The organism is Arthrobacter sp. YD4 (genome assembly GCF_030410515.1).
GTDB lineage: Bacteria > Actinomycetota > Actinomycetes > Actinomycetales > Micrococcaceae > Arthrobacter.
On the sequence record NZ_JAUHHD010000003.1, the window covers coordinates 414,095 to 430,497 of the forward strand.

A 16,403-nucleotide genomic window follows, 5' to 3' on the forward strand; every position below is an offset into this window, starting at 1 on the left:
TCCCCGGACATGGAACAGGCCCCGGTCCCGTCATGTGGATAACGGGGCCGGGGCCCGGTGAACACCTGTCCGGGCCGCTGGGCCCCGACGTATCAGGAGAGTTCGCTCGCGGAGCGCTCCAGCTGTTCCAGCCACGCCTGGCGGGCCTCGAGGGCCTCCCGGGCGTCCTTGATCTTCCGCTCGTCTCCGGCCTTCTCGGCCTTGGCGAGGTCCTCCTTCAGACCGGCGATGGCCGATTCCAGCTGCGAAAGCGCGCTGTTGGTGCGGGCCTTCGTCTCCGGGTTGGAGCGCTTCCAGTTCTCGTCCTCGGCGTGCCGGACGGCGTCCTCGACCTTGCGGAGACCGGCCTCGACGCGGCCCATGTCGGCGCGGGGAACCTTGCCGGCTTCCTCCCAGCGGTCACGGATGGACTGCAGCGCCTTCTTCGCGGCGGCGAGGTCCGTGATCGGCAGCAGCCCGTTGGCCTCGGCCAGGAGCGCCTCCTTCACCACGAGGTTCGCGCCGTATTCCTGGTCTATTTCCTCGTTGGCGGCCTGGCGGTTCGTGAAGAACACATCCTGGGCGGCGCGGAAGCGGGCCCAGAGCGCGTCGTCGTCCTTGCGGCTGGCGCGAGGGGCGGCCTTCCACTGGTCCATCAGGCGGCGGTATTCGCCGGCGGCGTAGCCCCACTCGGTGGAGGAGGAGAGCGCCTCGGCCTCGACGATCAGCTTCTCCTTCGCGGCCTTGGCGGCGGAGTTGTTGCTGTCCAGCTGGGAGAAGTAGGCGCGGCGGTGCCGGTCGAAGACGGTGCGCGCGGCGCGGAACCGCTTCCACAGGGCGTCCTCGTTGCTGCGGCCGAGCCGGACGCCGCTCTTCTGGGCGGTCTTCCAGTTCTCGAACAGCTCGTTCATCCGGGCGCTGGAGGTCTTCCACTGCACCTGGGACGGATCCTGCGCGGAGATCTGCTCGGCCTCGGCGACGATCGCCTCACGGGCAGCGAGCTCGGCGGCGCGGACGGCGTCGTGTTCGGCCTTTTCGGACTTCTCCAGTTCGGTGATCTGGCCGGAGAGGGTGTCCAGGCGGCCCTCGGCGGCGCGCAGGTCGCCCACCATGTTCCGCTCGGCCAGCTGCTCGCGCAGGTGGGTGACGGTCTTCTGCATGTCCGCGGCGGGGGCCTTGGACGCGACGCGCTGTTCCAGCAGGACGATCTGGGCCACGACGTCGTCGTACTTGCGGGCGAAGTACGCCAGCGCCTCGTCGTCGCTCACGCCGGGGTACTGGCCCACCGGGTGCTCGGCGCCATCGATGGTGAGGAAGACGTGGCCGTCACCCTCCACCCGGCCCCAGCGGGCGGCCTCGGCGGCCGAGGTGCTCGGGGCAGCTGCGGCGACGGCGGGAGCGGCCGGCGACGGCGCTGCCTTGGGCCGTGCCGCGAACGCGGCGGGGGAGGGAGCAGGGCGCGGGGCCGGCCGGGGGGCGGCCGCCGGAGCCGGAGCCGAGGCGGCCTCCGCCGCGGGGGCCTGTTCCGTCACCGGCGCGCCGGATTCGGTCTCGCTGGCAGCTGCTGCCACTGTTTCGTCGGATTTCTGACTGTCTGTCACCGCTAGAAGTCTTTCGCTTGGAGGGAAATACCGGGACCGATGCTCCGGGAGCACGGCTGGTTACTTCAGAGAGAACGAGTCTATCGTGACTGATTCCACCGGCGCGCCGTCCGTGGCGCTGGTGCCCGGCTTGATGCCGGCCGCAGCGATCCCGGAGACCACATCCAGGCCGGAGGTCACCTTGCCCACCACGGTGTAGCCGCCGGCCGAGTCGGCCGGAATCACGGTGTCCTTGTAGACGATGAAGAACTGTGTCCCGTTGCCGTAGGCGTTGTTACCGGTGCGGGCCACCGCGATGGTTCCGGCCGGGTACTTGTTGTCCGTGGGGGTGTTCTCCAGGGGGCCCCACGTATAGGCGGGATCGCTGGCGCCGTCGCCGGTCTTTGACCCGCACTGCAGCACGCCGAAGGAATCGGCCGTGGTCAGACGGTGGCAGCTGACGCCGGCGTAGAAGTTCTGGTCCGCCAGGGACTTGAACACCGCGGCGGCCTGCGGCGCCTTGGTCCCGTCCAGTTCCACGCCCAGGGTGCCGCGGTTGAGCTTGAGGTCGCCGGTGAAGGTCTTCCCGGCGGCGGTCTCCGGCTTGGGGATGTTCTCGCCGTTGCTGGCGGCCGGGGTCGGCGTCGCCGACGGGGTGCTCAGGCCGGCCTCGGCGGCCTTGAACTCGTCCTCGGTGGGGTTGCTGGCGAAGACGGTCATCTGCAGGACCAGGGCCAGCACCAGCGCGGCGCCACCGGCGGCGCCGGCGATGATGTTGTCACGCTTCCGGCGCTTGTCCTGGTGCCGGCGCAGCTCGCGCTTGGCCTCCATCTGATGGACGCGCCGCTTTGCCTCGCGGGCACTGCGTGAACTCGCCGCCAAAAGTCCTCCTGGGGTCGGGCCGCAAGTACGGATACGTGCGGGAAAAAGCATAAACTGACTGCCGCACACAGTTTATGCACGACTGGCCGGTCCGCGGGCGACGCCGCGGCAGCCGGATCCGCCGTCGTCACCAGAGGAGAAAATTCCACCATGGCACGCACCGCCTCCCTGTCCGGATTCCCCGAGTGGCTTCCCGAGGAGCGGTTGGTGGAACTCCATGTCCTGGACACACTCCGGAAGACCTTCGAGCTGCACGGCTTCTCCTCGATCGAGACGCGCGCCGTGGAAACCGTGGGACAACTCCTGCGCAAGGGTGAGATCGACAAGGAGGTCTACGGGCTCAGCCGGCTGCAGGACGACGACGCCGATCCGGCCTCCGCGGCGACGGCGAAGACCGATCCCAACGCGCTGGCCCTGCACTTCGACCTGACCGTCCCCTTTGCCCGCTACGTGGTGGAGAACGCCGGTTACCTCGCCTTCCCGTTCCGCCGCTACCAGATCCAGAAGGTCTGGCGGGGTGAGCGTCCGCAGGAAGGCCGGGCCCGCGAGTTCACCCAGGCGGACATCGACATCGTTGGTGACGGAACCCTGCCGTTCCGCTACGACGTCGAAATCGCGCTGGTCATCGCCGAAGCCCTCAGTGCGCTGCCGATCCCCGACTTCCTGCTCCGGATTAACAACCGCAAGCTGGCCGAGGGCTTCTACACCGGCATTGGCCTGACGGACACCGCCGGCGTGCTGCGCAGCATCGACAAGCTGGAGAAGATCGGCGCTGACAAGGTGGCCGAACTGCTGAAGACGGAACTCGGCGCCACCGACGAGCAGGCCCGCGCCGCCCTGGCCCTGGCCTCGATCCGCACCCCGGACACCGGGTTCGTCGAGCAGGTCCGCGCCCTCGGCGTCAGCAATGACCTCCTCGAGGAGGGCCTGAGCGAACTCGAACAGGTCATCTCCGCCGCGGTACAGCGCGCGCCCGGCAAGGTGGTGGCGGACCTCAGCATCGCCCGCGGCCTGGACTACTACACCGGCACGGTCGTCGAGACCGTCCTGGTGGGCCACGAACAGCTCGGATCCATCTGCTCCGGCGGCCGCTACGACGCCCTCGCCAGCAAGGGCAACCGGACCTTCCCCGGCGTCGGCCTCTCCATCGGCGTCACCCGCCTGGTCTCGCGGATCCTCAGCCAGGACCTCGCGAAGGCCTCCCGCTCCGTGCCCACCGCCGTGCTGGTGGCCCTGAACACGGACGAGAGCTGGGGCGCCGCGCAGGACGTCGCCGCCCAGCTGCGCACCCGCGGTATCGCCACGGAGGTCGCCGCGAAGGCCGAGAAATTCGGTAAGCAGATCAAGTTCGCGGACCGCCGCGGCATCCCGTTCGTCTGGTTTACCGACGACGAGGGCAAGCACCAGGTCAAGGACATCCGCAGCGGCGAGCAGGTCGACGCCGACCCCGCCACCTGGACCCCCGCGGACGAGGACCTGCACGTGACGGTCAGCCGCGCCTAGGTCCTTCCGCTGAGGGCCGCCGGGGGTTAAGCCCCGGCGGCGCGTCGCCGGCTGCGCAGCACCAGCAGCCGGACCACGACGCCGGCGGCCAACAGGGCTGCCATGACGGATACGGACGCCGTCGGCAGGGTGGCCGCCAGCACCAGGCAGCCGGCGAAGCCCAGCACGTTAAGCCAGCGCGGCGCGTGCCACGCCCGTTCGGGAAGCGTGAAAGCGGCCGCGTTGGTCACCGCGTAGTAGACCAGCACGCCGAAGCTGGAGAACCCGACGACGGTCAGCACGTTCGAGGTCAGCAGCAGCACGATCACCACCGCCGCGACCGTGAGTTCGGCGACGAACGGGACCGCGTGGCCGCCGCCCACGCGCGCCAGCACCGGCGGCAGGTCGCGTTCGCGTGCCATCGCCAGGGTGGTCCGGCCGACGCCGGTGATCAGGGCCAGCAGCGCGCCCAGGCACGCCGCGGCGGAGCCGAACTGCACCACCGGCGCGAACCCGTGCAGCGGTGAGGCGGCGACGGCGTCCAGCAGCGGCGCCGTCGAGCGGGCCAGCCGCCCGGCCGGAAGCTGCCACTGCAGCAGCGCGGCGAGGCCGAGGTAGATCACGAACGCCCCGCCCAGTGCGCCGAGGATGGCGCGCGGAATGGTCGTGGCGGGATCCTTGACCTCCTCGCCCAGGGTCGCGATCCGGGCGTACCCGGCGAACGCGAAGAAGATCAGCCCCGCCGCGGGCAGCACGCCCCAGGCCGAGGCGTCCCCGAGGCCCCCGCCGGCGTCGATGACCGCAAAGCCGCCGGCGTGCGGGCCGGCGGCCGCCGCGACGGCAACCAGCGCCAGGGTGGCCAGCACCACGGCCAGCAGGATCTTGGTCACCAGGGCGGTGCGGGTGATGCCCAGCAGGTTCACGCCGGTCAGGACGACGACGGCGGCCACCGCCAGCGGCGTCGCGAGTCCCGGCGCCACGTAGTGGCCGAAGGTCATGGCCATCGCCGCGCAGGACGCCGTCTTCCCGGTCACGAACCCCCAGCCGGCCAGGAAGCCCGGCCACTCACCCAGCCGCTGCCGACCGTACACATAGGTGCCGCCGCTGGACGGGTACCGGGCCGCCAGCTGGGCAGAGGCCACCGCGTTGCAGTAGGCCACCACGCCGGCCACCGCAACCGCCACGAGCAGCCAGGGACCGGCCAGGGCCGCCGCGGGGGAGAAGACGACGAAGACGCCGGCGCCGAGCATCGACCCCAGCCCGATCGCCGTCGAATCGACCACGCCCAGCCGGCGCTGCAGCGGGGCGGGTCCGGGGATTGCTTGCGCCATGGCGGGGGTGGCCTCTCCAACGGGTAAACTCGGACGGGACCGTTCCCGTGGCGGTCCCATTTAATACCACCCTGTTTTCCTTCTGAAAGGCGAGCTGTGCTGCGCACACACGACCTCGGATCCCTTCGCTCCGAGCACATTGGACAAACCGTAACCCTCGCCGGCTGGGTCGGCCGGCGTCGTGACCACGGTGGTGTCGCATTCGTGGACCTGCGCGACGCGTCCGGCGTCGCCCAGGTCGTCGTCCGTGAGGAAGAGGTCTTCCACGGCCTGCGCAACGAGTACGTCCTGCAGGTTACGGGCACCGTTTCGAAGCGTCCCGAGGGCAACGAGAACCCGGCGCTGGCCACCGGCGAGATCGAGGTCATCGCCGAGACGGTCACCGTCCTGAACACCTCCGAGCCGCTGCCGTTCCAGATCGACGAGCACGTCGAGGTCGGCGAGGAAGCCCGCCTGAAGCACCGCTACCTGGACCTCCGCCGCCCCGGCCCCGCCCGGAACCTGCGCCTGCGCTCCGAGGCGAACCGGGTGGCCCGCGAGCTGCTGCACGGTGAAGGCTTCGTCGAGATCGAAACCCCGACGCTGACCCGTTCGACGCCGGAAGGCGCCCGCGACTTCGTGGTCCCCGCCCGCCTGGCGCCCGGCTCCTGGTACGCGCTGCCGCAGTCGCCGCAGCTGTTCAAGCAGCTGCTGCAGGTCGGTGGCTTCGAGAAGTATTACCAGATCGCCCGCTGCTACCGTGACGAGGACTTCCGCGCGGACCGCCAGCCGGAATTCACCCAGCTGGACATCGAGGCCAGTTTCGTCGAGCAGGAAGACATCATCGGCCTCGGCGAGGGCATCGTGAAGGCGCTCTGGAAGCTGATCGACGTCGAGATCCCGACGCCCATCCAGCGCATCACCTACAACGACGCGATGGCCCGTTACGGCTCGGACAAGCCGGACCTGCGCTTCGGCCAGGAGCTCACCGAACTGACCGAGTTCTTCAAGGACACCAGCTTCGGCGTCTTCAAGGCCCCCTACGTCGGCGCGGTCGTCATGCCCGGCGGGGCCTCCCAGCCGCGCCGCACCCTGGACGGCTGGCAGGAATGGGCCAAGCAGCGCGGCGCCAAGGGCCTGGCCTACGTCCTGTTCAAGGAAGACGGCGAGCTGGCCGGCCCGGTGGCCAAGAACCTCAACGAGACCGAGCGCGCCGGCCTGGCCGACGCCGTCGGCGCCAAGCCGGGCGACTGCATCTTCTTCGCCGCCGGCGAGAAGACCCCGTCCCGGGCACTGCTCGGCGCGGCCCGCGTGGAGATCGGCCACCGCACCGGCCTGATCAACCCGGCCGACTGGGCCTTCTGCTGGGTGGTCGACGCCCCGATGTTCGAGCCGGCCGCGGCCGCCGTCGCCTCCGGTGACGTCGCCGTCGGCGGGGGCCAGTGGACCGCCGTGCACCACGCGTTCACCTCGCCCAAGCCCGAATTCATGGACACCTTCGACACCGACCCGGAGACGGCGCTGGCCTACGCCTACGACATTGTCTGCAACGGCAACGAAATCGGCGGCGGCTCGATCCGTATCCACCAGGGCGACGTGCAGGAGCGCGTCTTCAAGGTCATGGGCCTCTCGCACGAGGACGCGCAGGAGAAGTTCGGCTTCCTGCTCGAGGGCTTCAAGTTCGGCGCGCCCCCGCACGGCGGCATCGCGTTCGGCTGGGACCGCGTGGTGGCTCTGCTATCCGGCGTGGAGTCCATCCGCGACGTCATCGCCTTCCCGAAGACCGGCAACGGCTACGACCCGCTGACCGCCGCGCCGGCGCCGATCACGGCCCAGCAGCGCAAGGAGGCCGGGGTCGACTTCAAGCCCGAGGCCAAGAAGGCCGAGGCCCCGAAGAGCGACAGCGCCAAGTAGCTTGTTAGGTGCTGGCAGCAGCGGTTTCCCGGGACACCGGGGAGCCGCTGCTGCTTTTTCAGTGGACTGAGGGCTGGCAGTGATGCCGTCGGGAGGAGACCGTTGATGCCGGAGCTATTGCCGCGGCTCGAGCGGCTGATGGACGCCGCGTGGCCGGCCGCCCAACGGGACGAGGCCGGCGGCTGGGTGTTGCGCGCCGCCTCCGGCGTGACCCAGCGGGCCAATTCCGTCTGGCCCCGTGAACCGGGGGAGGACCCGGAAGCGCTGCGCCGGAGCCTGGCCGAGGCGCGGCGCTGGTACCGTGAGCGTCGCCTGCCGTTGATCTTCCAGGTGTTTGAGGGGCCCGGGTATGCGCCGCTGAACGCCGTCCTGGACGACGAGGGCTTCACCCGGCAGTCCGAGACGCTGATCCTGACCCGCGGACTTAGTGGCAATGCGGCCGACGGAGACTCGGAGGCCGCTGCGGCGTCGGAGGTGGAGGTGCTGGACCACCCCTCGGAGGAATGGCTGCTGCTCTGGTGGAGCGTCGACGGCCGGGGCGGGGTGGAGAGCCTACCGGTGGCCCGGGCGATCCTGGAGGGCTGCCCGTCGCTGTACGCGTTGGTGCGTGACGGGCACGGGGAGCCCGCGGCCGTCGGACGCCTGGCGCTGCCTGCCGACGACGGCGATTTCGGCGCGGCCACTGCGGCCGGGATCTACGGGATGGCCACCAGGCCGGATGCCCGGCGCAGCGGCTATGCCGGGCGGGTGCTGCGGACCCTCCTGCGCGAGGCGGAGGCCCGGGGCCGACGGGAGTGCTGGCTGCTGGTGACGGCGGCCAACACTGCCGCTCGGGAACTCTACGCCCGGGCAGGCTTCTCCCTGGCCGGCAGCTACCTTTACCGGCAGGACCGCCCCCGCCGCGCCCCGACCGGCTGCTGAGACTAACCGCTGATCACGGTCAGTCTGCAGGGGGTTATTTGGCCCTGACTCCGTGCCCTCGCATTCATCTCCAGTCGCCGGTCTTTCGCACCCAACGAACAGTCGTCCCGGTCCGCCGTTAAATGTCAGTGCCTCGACCTATTGTGAGGTTATGGAAGGCGCAGCAGCGTTTGTGGAGGAAACCCGGGAGGCCCTGACGGCCCTCACCGGGTCCGCCGACGCGCTGGCTGCCGTCCTGGACGATGGCGTCGACTCCGCTGACCCGCTGCGGAAACTCGCCGACGACTGTCTGAACGCGCTGGCAGAGTCTGCCCGATGGGAAGCCCGGATGGCGGCGCTGAAGGCGCGGCTGATCGCGGACTACACTCGAGCGGCCGAGGCTCTGGCGCCGCCGGCGCGGTCACCTCAGGAATGCACGGCCCAAGAGATGTCTACTGTTGCCGAGATCGCCTGCGTCCTGACCGTCAGCGAGCGAGCCGCCGGTGCCCTGATCTCTGAGGCCCGGGCCCTGACAGCGGCGCTGCCACTGACCCTGGCCGCCCTGCGGGCCGGGACGATCTCCTGGCAGCGCGCCCGGATCCTGGTCGACGAAACCGCGAACCTTAGCCCGGCCGGTGCGGCGGAGCTGGAAGCCCACTTCCTGGACCCGAATGCACCCAATCCCGCCCGTGGTTGTCCCGCCGGAGAACTCGTCCCGGGACGGTTCCGGGCCAAGGCACGCAGCTGGCGCGAACGCCACCACCCGGTCAGCATCGAAACCCGTCATGCCAAAGGCGTCGAGAACCGGCGGGTTGAATATTGCCCGGACCGGGACGGCATGGCCTGGCTGTCGGCCTACCTTCCCGCCGACACCGCTTCGGGCATCTGGGAGCGGACCACTGCTGCCGCCCGCACCCTCCAGGCGCCCGACGAGCAACGGACGTTGGCGCAGCTCCGGGCTGACATTGCGGCGACCTGGCTGCTCAGCAGCGGTACCGGCCCCGGAACTGCCGAGGATGGAGCAATCGGCGCCGCGGCGGCTGGGGAGGTTCCGGTGCCGCTGGCGCAGGTCCTGGTCACCGTCCCGGTGATGGCCCTCCTCGGTGTCACCGAGGAACCGGCTGTTCTCGATGGACACGGGCCGATCCCGCCGTCGATGGCCCGCCGGCTGATAGTCGACGGTGCCGACTCGTTTCGCCGGGTTTTGACCGATCCGCGCGACGGTGCCCCGTTGGAGATCGGGCGGACCAGCTACCGCGTTCCGAAGGCAATGCGTCAGTGGCTCAGACTCCGCGACGGGAAGTGTCCATTTCCGGGCTGCAGCAACGCTTCCCTGGACAACGACGCCGACCACCTCCTGGCCTGGGCCGACGGCGGCGGCACCGGCGTCAGAAACCTGGGTCAGCCCTGTCGCAAACACCATCGCTTGAAGCACACCACCGCCTGGGCACCGACTGCCGCCGGGACGAACCACCCGCCGGGGTGGACATCGCCCGCCGGCCGGACGTACGCCAGCGAACACCAGGACTGGGAACCACCCCAGTGGCCACCGGCCCCCGTGGCTGTGGAGTGGCTCAACTCCCAGGCGGCAGGTTGGGAGGCCGGGGCGAGCGTTCCGCCGGAACCCTGGCCACAACACGGTGTAATTCTGCTGCCCGGGTTGCCGGAAGATCCTTTTCCGGAATGGGACAAGTGGCCGCTTGGTGAACCGGACGATGCCCCTTGGTTGGATTCCCTGAGCGTCTTCTGCGGAACGACATAGCCCCCGCTCCGACTGCCCGCCTACGACGGCGGGTCGGTGACCTGGATCCGCACGGCACACGCGTCGGCGGCGGCCTTCTTCAGCACGGCCGCCCGCGGATCCGGGACGTCCAGCAAGGCCAGCCGGGCCAGCGGCGCGTAGCGCTTCAAAACCGGCTCGGCGAGGACCAGGTCCGCCAGGGTCCGGTCGCCGCCGGGAACCAGGTACTCGATGCGGTGCTCGGCGAAGATCCGGGCCGCGTGCGCCGCGACCGCCTCCACCAGGGCGTCGGCCTGGTTGGACCGGCGCCGGGCGAAGCGCTGCTGCGACCAGCCGCCGGCGGCCGTGCGCGACTGCACGTGCCGGGTGCCGGTCTTCGAGGCCAGAACTCTTCCCTCCGCAACGACGGCCACCGAATAACCGCCGCGGCGCACCAGCACCAGGCCCAGCTGCCGGGGCTGCGTTGTCAGACTCGCCAGCCGGGTCAGCGCGTCGTCGCCGCGGCCCGGGCGCCCGTCCGCCGGCCAAGGTGCCTGCAGGAGCGCCTCGGCACCGTCGGCGGCGCGCAGCAGCAATCCGTCGTCGGTGTCGGATTCCTGGACGCTTCCGTGCCTGGCCGCGAAGCGCTCCACCCAGCCGGCCAGCCGCTCCCCGGGGACGCGGGCCACGCGGGACTCGGGGCTGGGCATGGCGGATCTCCCTTGGAAACGGGCGGGCGGGGCGCGGAAGGTCGGCCGGCGGCCGTGCGGGGACCCTCCGGAACTAGAAGTAGCCTATCTATGTGGATGATCTCTTTGGTGCAGGGCAGGACAAGGCGTCCGCGAACAACGACTCCGACGCCGACGACTTCGGCGATGAGTCCGGCGACGGCGACTCCCCCCGCGGCTCCGGCCGAGCCGCCCCGCGCAGTCCGCTGGCCGTCCGCATGCGTCCCCGGACCCTGGACGACGTCGTCGGCCAGCAGCACCTCCTGGGCCACGGCTCCCCGCTGCGGCAGCTCGCGGCCGGCAGCAACGCCACCGGACCGGCCGGCCCCAGCTCACTGATCCTCTGGGGCCCTCCCGGCACCGGCAAGACCACCCTGGCCCACGTGATCGCCAAGGGCCCGGGGCGCAAATTCGTTGAGCTCTCCGCCATCACGGCCGGGGTCAAGGACGTCCGCCGCGTCATGGACGAGGCGCTGACCGCCCGGGACCTCTACAAGACCACCACGGTGCTGTTCCTCGACGAGATCCACCGCTTCAACAAGGCCCAGCAGGACGCGCTGCTGCCCGGCGTCGAGAACCGCTGGGTGGTCCTGGTGGCCGCCACCACGGAGAACCCGTCCTTCTCGGTGGTTTCGCCGTTGCTCTCGCGCTCCCTCCTGCTGACCCTCAAGCCCCTCACCGACGCGGACATCGAGGGCCTGCTGCTGCGCGCCGTCGAGGACCCCCGCGGCCTGGGCGGCTCGGTGTCTTTGGAGGGGGAGGCCCTGGCGCACCTCGTCCGGCTCTCCGGCGGCGACGCACGCCGTGCCCTGACCGCGCTGGAGGCGGCCGCCGGCGTCGCGTTCGGCGACGCGGACGACGTCGACGGTGCCCCGGCCGACGGCACGCCCGTCAGTATCGAGCTCAAGCACACCGAACGCGCCCTGGACGTCGCCTCGGTCCGCTACGACCGCGCCGGGGACCAGCACTACGACGTCGCCAGCGCCTTCATCAAATCCATCCGTGGCTCCGACGTGGACGCATCCCTGCACTACCTGGCCCGGATGCTGGAGGCCGGCGAGGACCCCCGTTTCGTGGCCCGCCGCATCGTGATCTCCGCCGCGGAGGACGTTGGCATGGCCGACCCCACCGCCCTGCAGACCGCCGTCGCCGCCGCCCAGGCGGTGCAGCTGATCGGCATGCCGGAAGGGCGGATCATCCTGGCCGAGGCCGTGGTGCACCTGGCCACCGCGCCCAAGTCCAACGCCGCCTACCTCGGCATCAACCAGGCGATCGCCGATGTGCGGGCCGGGATGGGCAACGGCATCCCCGCGCACCTGCGCGACGCGCACTACCCGGGCTCCAAGCAGCTGGGCCACGGCAAGGGGTACAAGTACGCCCACGACGCCCCGCACGCTGTCGCCACCCAGCAGTACCCGCCGGATGACCTGGTGGGCCGCAACTACTACCAGCCCACCGCCAACGGCGCCGAACGGGACATCTCCACGCGGCTGGAACGGCTGAGGAAAATCATCCGCGGCGGCTAAGCCGTGATAGTCTTGAACGTTGTCTGGCAAGGCACGGACGCATAATCCTCTGAACTCGCGGCAGTTTCGGCTGTCACGATGCTCCGCGGGTTGGCTCTGCGCCCAGTAGCAAAAGGCAGCGGTTGGCCGATGCTCTCCATCGTGGAGGCCAGTAACACTGACACACCGCAGATATTGGAAGGACACAAGTGGCTAACAACACTCGTGCTCGCCGTACCGCACGCCTCTCGCGCGCACTCGGCATTGCTCTGACCCCCAAGGCCGCCAAGTACATGGAGCGCCGCCCGTACGGCCCCGGTGAGCATGGCCGTGCCCGCAAGAAGCAGGACTCCGACTACGCCGTTCGTCTGCGTGAAAAGCAGCGTCTGCGCGCCCAGTACGGCATCCGTGAAGCCCAGATGACCCGTGCCTTCGAAGAAGCACGCCGCACCAAGGGCCTGACCGGTGAAAACCTGATCGAACTGCTCGAAATGCGTCTCGACGCCCTCGTGCTGCGTGCCGGCTTCGCCCGCACGATCGCCCAGGCCCGCCAGATGGTTGTGCACCGCCACATCATGGTCGACGGCGTCCGCGTTGACCGCCCGTCGTTCCGCGTCGGCGAGGGCCAGCTTGTCCACGTCCACAGCCGCAGCGAAACCATGCCTCCGTTCCAGGTGGCAGCAGCAGGCGCGCACCGCGATGTCCTGCCGATGGTTCCCGCCTACCTGGACGTCAAGCTCGAGTCCCTGCAGGCACGCCTGGTTCGCCGCCCGAAGCGCTCCGAAATCCCCGTGACCTGCGAAGAGCAGCTCGTCGTGGAATTCTACGCACGCTAGATCCAACGCGAGACCTACAAAGAAGCCCGTGGCAAGCGCCGCGGGCTTCTTTGTAGGTAAGGTACTTGAGGGAGTCCGCGGCCACGCATTATGGCGGAGCGGCCCCGCAGTAATCCACGGAGTTTCAAGGAGATGAACGTCTATGACTGGTGGCGATATTGCCGGCCTGATCGCGGCCGGGGTGTTTGCACTCCTGGTCCTGCTGCTCGCCGTGCCGATCCTGAAGCTCGGGGGAGTGTTCGACGAGGTGCGCAGCACCATCCGCTCGCTCAGCGACGGCGCCACCCCGCTCATGGATGAGGTCACCGCCACCGTCTCCACCACCAACCAGCAGCTGAAGAAGGTTGACGGGATCGCCGCCAACGTCTCCGACGCCTCCGCGAACCTCTCCGCCCTGTCCTCCCTGGTCGCGGCCACCGTGGGTTCGCCGCTGATCAAGGTCGCCGCCTTCAGCTACGGCGTGCGTTCGGCGTTCTCCGCGCGCAAGAAGCCCTCCTCCGGCCGCCGCAGCCGCTGACCCGGCCCGCTCCCGCTGAAAGAAGCTGACATGAACAGGATTCTCTGGATGGGCATCGGCGTCGCCGTCGGCGTCATCGCATTCCGTAAGATCACCCAGGCGCAGACCGCGCTGGGCCCCGAAGGCATGAACCGCGCCGTGGGCCGCCTGGCCGACAGCGTCTACGACTTCGCCGACGCTGTCCGCACCGGCATGCGCGACCGCGAGAGCGAACTGCGCTCAGCGCTGGGAGTAGACGACGCCGCCGCCCCCGCCCGGGACGCGCTGCGCCGCTAGGCCGCCCGCCACCCCGAACCACCCGATGCCACCGGTGCGTCGCCACCTACGTTTGTAAAGAATTATTGAAGGGTTAGTAACCAGGTTATGAAGTCGCAGGAGATCACCAAGCGCTGGATCGATTTTTTTGTCAGCAAGGGACACACCGCCGTGCCCTCCGCCTCCCTGGTATCCAGCGACCCCTCCCTGCTGTTCACGGTGGCCGGCATGGTCCCGTTCATCCCGTACCTCACCGCCCGTGAGGAGCCGCCCTACTCGCGTGCCACCAGCATCCAGAAGTGCATCCGCACCGGCGACATCGAAGAGGTGGGCAAGACCGCCCGCCACGGCACCTTCTTCCAGATGTGCGGCAACTTCTCCTTCGGCGACTACTTCAAGGAAGACGCCATCAAGTTCGCCTGGGAGCTGCTGACCACCGGCGTCGACGACGGCGGCTACGGCCTGCCGCCGGAGCGCCTTTGGGTCACCGTCTACGAAGAGGACGACGAGGCCAAGGAACTCTGGCTGAAGAACACCGGCGTCCCGGCCGAGCGGATCCAGCGGATGGGCAAGTCGGACAACTACTGGTCCACCGGCCAGCCCGGCCCCGCCGGCCCCTGCTCCGAGATCTACTACGACCGTGGCCCCGCCTACGGCATCGAGGGCGGCCCGCTGGCCGACGAGACCCGGTACATCGAGATCTGGAACCTCGTGTTCATGCAGTACCAGATCGACAATGTCCGTTCCAAGGTGGACTTCGACATCACCGGCGAACTGCCCAAGAAGAACATCGACACCGGCCTCGGCATGGAGCGCCTCGCGATGATCCTGCAGGGCGTCGAGAACATGTACGAGACGGACCAGGTCCGTCCCGTCATCGACAAGGCCGCAGAGCTCTCGGGCAAGGCCTACACTTCCGCCGAGACCCCCGAGGACCCGCACCACACCGACGACGTCCGCATGCGCGTCGTCGCCGACCACATCCGCTCGGCCCTGATGCTGATCGCCGACGGCGTCACCCCCTCCAACGAGGGCCGCGGCTACGTGCTGCGCCGCCTGATCCGCCGGGCCGTCCGCTCCATGCGCCTGCTCGGCGTCGAGAAGGCCTGCCTGCCGGAGCTGCTCCCGGCCTCCCGCGACGCCATGAAGGGCGTCTACCCGATCGTGGAGACCGACTTCGAGCGGATCAGCCGGATCGCCTACGCCGAGGAGAAGGCGTTCCTGCGCACCATCGCCTCCGGCACGGCCCGGCTGGAGGACGCGGTCAAGGAATCCAAGTCCGCCGGCCGCCCGCTCTCCGGCGCCGACGCCTTCACCCTGCACGACACCTACGGCTTCCCGATCGACCTGACCCTGGAAATGGCCGAGGAGGCCGGCCTCAAGGTCGACGAGCCCGAGTTCCGCAAGCTCATGCTGGAGCAGCGCCAGCGCGCCCAGGCCGACGCCAAGGGCAAGAAGGGCGCCCACGCGGACATGAGCGCCTTCCAGGAGCTCCTGACCGCGGGCGAGACCGTGTTCACCGGCTACACCGAGCTCGCCGGCGAGTCCACGGTCCGCGGCATCCTCGCCAACGGCCGCAAGGTGGGCCACGCCGCCACCGGCGAGGAGATTGAACTCGTCCTGGCCGAGACCCCGTTCTACGCCGAGGCCGGCGGCCAGGCCGCCGACACCGGTCTGATCACCGGCGACGGCTTCGTCGTCGAGGTCCTGGACGTGCAGCGCCCCATCAAGGGCCTCAGCGTCCACAAGGCGATCGTCCGCGAGGGTGAAATCGGCGCCGACGCCCGCGTCCTCGCCGCCGTCGACCGCGAACGCCGGCACGCAGCCGAGCAGGCACACACGGGCACGCACATCGTGCACGCCGCCCTGCACCAGATCCTCGGGCCGGAGGCGCTGCAGCGCGGCTCCTTCAACAAGGCCGGCTACCTCCGCTTTGACTTCTCCTGGGGCGAGGGCCTGAGCACGGCCACCCGCTCGGAGATCGAAGAGGTCGCCAACATCGCGATCCGCAACAACTACCAGGTTGAGACCAAGATCATGGGCCTGGCCGAGGCGAAGGCACTCGGCGCCATGGCGCTCTTCGGCGAGAACTACGGCAACGAGGTCCGCGTCGTGGAGATCGACGGCGCATGGTCCCGCGAGCTCTGCGGCGGCACGCACGTGTCCAACACTTCTTTGATCGGCAGCCTGTCGCTGCTGGGTGAGCAGTCCGTCGGCTCGGGCAACCGCCGCGTCGAGGCCTTCGTCGGCATGGACGCCTTCCGGCACCTGGCCGCCGAACGCGCCCTGGTCACCGAGCTCACCGACATGCTGAAGGTGCCCTCCGGCCTGCTCACCGAGCGCATCGCCAGCACCCTCGCCAAGCTCAAGGCCACCGAGAAGGAACTCGAGCGCCTCCGCAAGGAACAGCTCACCGCCGCCGCCGCGCAGCTGGTGGGCACCGCCAAGGACGCCTCGGGCGTCAAGGTTATCGCCCACGATGCCGGCCAGATCGGCGGCGCGGACGACCTGCGCGGCCTGGCACTGGACTTGCGCACCCGGCTCGGCTCCGACGCCGCGGCCGTCGCGGTGGCCGGCGTCAGCAACGACCGCCCGGTGATCCTGGTGGCCACCAATGAGGCCGCCCGTGAGGCCGGCGTCAAGGCCGGCGCGCTGGTCCGCCTGGCCGCCGGCATCCTCGGCGGTGGCGGCGGCGGCAAGGACGACGTCGCCCAGGGCGGCGGCACCGACGTTAGCAAGGTCGGGGCAGCCCTGACCGCCGTCGTCGACGCCATCACCAAGCGCTAAAGGCCGCG

Annotated in this window: 13 protein-coding genes; 9 read left to right on the forward strand and 4 right to left on the reverse strand. The window is 69.8% G+C overall.

The window, feature by feature from the left end:
• Positions 1 to 92: 92 nt before the first annotated feature.
• Both QWJ39_RS10440 and QWJ39_RS10445 read right to left on the reverse strand, forming a co-directional pair.
• The gene (locus tag QWJ39_RS10440; protein ID WP_290257891.1) at positions 93 to 1,511 is read right to left on the reverse strand and encodes a DUF349 domain-containing protein; all 1,419 of its coding nucleotides are present in this window, start codon (positions 1,509 to 1,511) and stop codon (positions 93 to 95) included.
• Positions 1,512 to 1,640: 129 nt separating this feature from the next.
• Positions 1,641 to 2,441: a peptidylprolyl isomerase gene (locus QWJ39_RS10445; RefSeq protein WP_290257726.1), complete on the reverse strand. Its 801-nt coding sequence runs from the start codon at positions 2,439 to 2,441 to the stop codon at positions 1,641 to 1,643.
• Positions 2,442 to 2,591: 150 nt separating this feature from the next.
• On the opposite strand from QWJ39_RS10445, the gene hisS reads away from it, so the two are divergent.
• Positions 2,592 to 3,944 carry a histidine--tRNA ligase gene (gene hisS / locus QWJ39_RS10450; protein WP_290257727.1) on the forward strand — a complete coding sequence of 451 codons (1,353 nt, stop codon included), beginning with the start codon at positions 2,592 to 2,594 and terminating at the stop codon, positions 3,942 to 3,944.
• Between the two features lie 26 nt (positions 3,945 to 3,970).
• Here hisS and QWJ39_RS10455 read toward each other — a convergent pair whose 3' ends face one another.
• A complete protein-coding gene (locus tag QWJ39_RS10455) occupies positions 3,971 to 5,254 on the reverse strand; it encodes an APC family permease (protein ID WP_290257728.1) in 1,284 nt (427 codons plus the stop codon).
• Positions 5,255 to 5,350: 96 nt separating this feature from the next.
• Between QWJ39_RS10455 and aspS the strand changes: the two genes are divergently transcribed.
• The 3 genes from aspS (at position 5,351) to QWJ39_RS10470 (ending at position 9,809) form a co-directional block, all read left to right on the forward strand.
• On the forward strand, positions 5,351 to 7,147 hold the full coding sequence (gene aspS / locus QWJ39_RS10460) for an aspartate--tRNA ligase (RefSeq protein ID WP_290257729.1): 1,797 nt from the start codon (positions 5,351 to 5,353) through the stop codon (positions 7,145 to 7,147).
• Positions 7,148 to 7,252: 105 nt separating this feature from the next.
• Entirely contained in the window at positions 7,253 to 8,068 is an 816-nt protein-coding gene (locus QWJ39_RS10465; protein WP_290257730.1) for a GNAT family N-acetyltransferase, read from the forward strand.
• Between the two features lie 151 nt (positions 8,069 to 8,219).
• A complete protein-coding gene (locus tag QWJ39_RS10470) occupies positions 8,220 to 9,809 on the forward strand; it encodes an HNH endonuclease signature motif containing protein (protein WP_290257731.1) in 1,590 nt (529 codons plus the stop codon).
• Between the two features lie 20 nt (positions 9,810 to 9,829).
• Here the strand turns inward: QWJ39_RS10470 and QWJ39_RS10475 are convergent, their stop codons facing one another.
• Positions 9,830 to 10,477 (reverse strand): acVLRF1 family peptidyl-tRNA hydrolase, encoded by a 648-nt coding sequence (locus QWJ39_RS10475; protein ID WP_290257732.1) that lies wholly within the window; start codon positions 10,475 to 10,477, stop codon positions 9,830 to 9,832.
• Between the two features lie 92 nt (positions 10,478 to 10,569).
• Between QWJ39_RS10475 and QWJ39_RS10480 the strand changes: the two genes are divergently transcribed.
• The 5 genes from QWJ39_RS10480 to alaS all read left to right on the forward strand — a co-directional run bounded on the left by QWJ39_RS10480 (position 10,570) and on the right by alaS (position 16,395).
• Positions 10,570 to 12,021: a replication-associated recombination protein A gene (locus QWJ39_RS10480; protein WP_290257733.1), complete on the forward strand. Its 1,452-nt coding sequence runs from the start codon at positions 10,570 to 10,572 to the stop codon at positions 12,019 to 12,021.
• A gap of 188 nt (positions 12,022 to 12,209) precedes the next feature.
• The gene (gene rpsD, locus QWJ39_RS10485; protein WP_290257734.1) at positions 12,210 to 12,836 is read left to right on the forward strand and encodes a 30S ribosomal protein S4; all 627 of its coding nucleotides are present in this window, start codon (positions 12,210 to 12,212) and stop codon (positions 12,834 to 12,836) included.
• 142 nt (positions 12,837 to 12,978) lie between these two features.
• Complete coding sequence (locus QWJ39_RS10490; RefSeq protein WP_290257735.1) at positions 12,979 to 13,353, forward strand: DUF948 domain-containing protein; 375 nt, start codon at positions 12,979 to 12,981, stop codon at positions 13,351 to 13,353.
• 30 nt (positions 13,354 to 13,383) lie between these two features.
• Entirely contained in the window at positions 13,384 to 13,629 is a 246-nt protein-coding gene (locus tag QWJ39_RS10495; protein ID WP_290257736.1) for a DUF6167 family protein, read from the forward strand.
• 87 nt (positions 13,630 to 13,716) lie between these two features.
• Positions 13,717 to 16,395 (forward strand): alanine--tRNA ligase, encoded by a 2,679-nt coding sequence (gene alaS, locus QWJ39_RS10500; RefSeq protein WP_290257737.1) that lies wholly within the window; start codon positions 13,717 to 13,719, stop codon positions 16,393 to 16,395.
• Positions 16,396 to 16,403 lie beyond the last annotated feature (8 nt).

Coding starts and splice junctions, on each gene's coding strand:
- QWJ39_RS10470 (WP_290257731.1), top strand. CDS start 8,220: ATGGAAGGCGCAGCAGCGTTTGTGGAGGAAACCCGGGAGGCCCTGACG.
- alaS (WP_290257737.1), top strand. CDS start 13,717: ATGAAGTCGCAGGAGATCACCAAGCGCTGGATCGATTTTTTTGTCAGC.
- hisS (WP_290257727.1), top strand. CDS start 2,592: ATGGCACGCACCGCCTCCCTGTCCGGATTCCCCGAGTGGCTTCCCGAG.
- QWJ39_RS10475 (WP_290257732.1), bottom strand. CDS start 10,477: ATGCCCAGCCCCGAGTCCCGCGTGGCCCGCGTCCCCGGGGAGCGGCTG.
- QWJ39_RS10490 (WP_290257735.1), top strand. CDS start 12,979: ATGACTGGTGGCGATATTGCCGGCCTGATCGCGGCCGGGGTGTTTGCA.
- QWJ39_RS10495 (WP_290257736.1), top strand. CDS start 13,384: ATGAACAGGATTCTCTGGATGGGCATCGGCGTCGCCGTCGGCGTCATC.
- QWJ39_RS10465 (WP_290257730.1), top strand. CDS start 7,253: ATGCCGGAGCTATTGCCGCGGCTCGAGCGGCTGATGGACGCCGCGTGG.
- QWJ39_RS10455 (WP_290257728.1), bottom strand. CDS start 5,254: ATGGCGCAAGCAATCCCCGGACCCGCCCCGCTGCAGCGCCGGCTGGGC.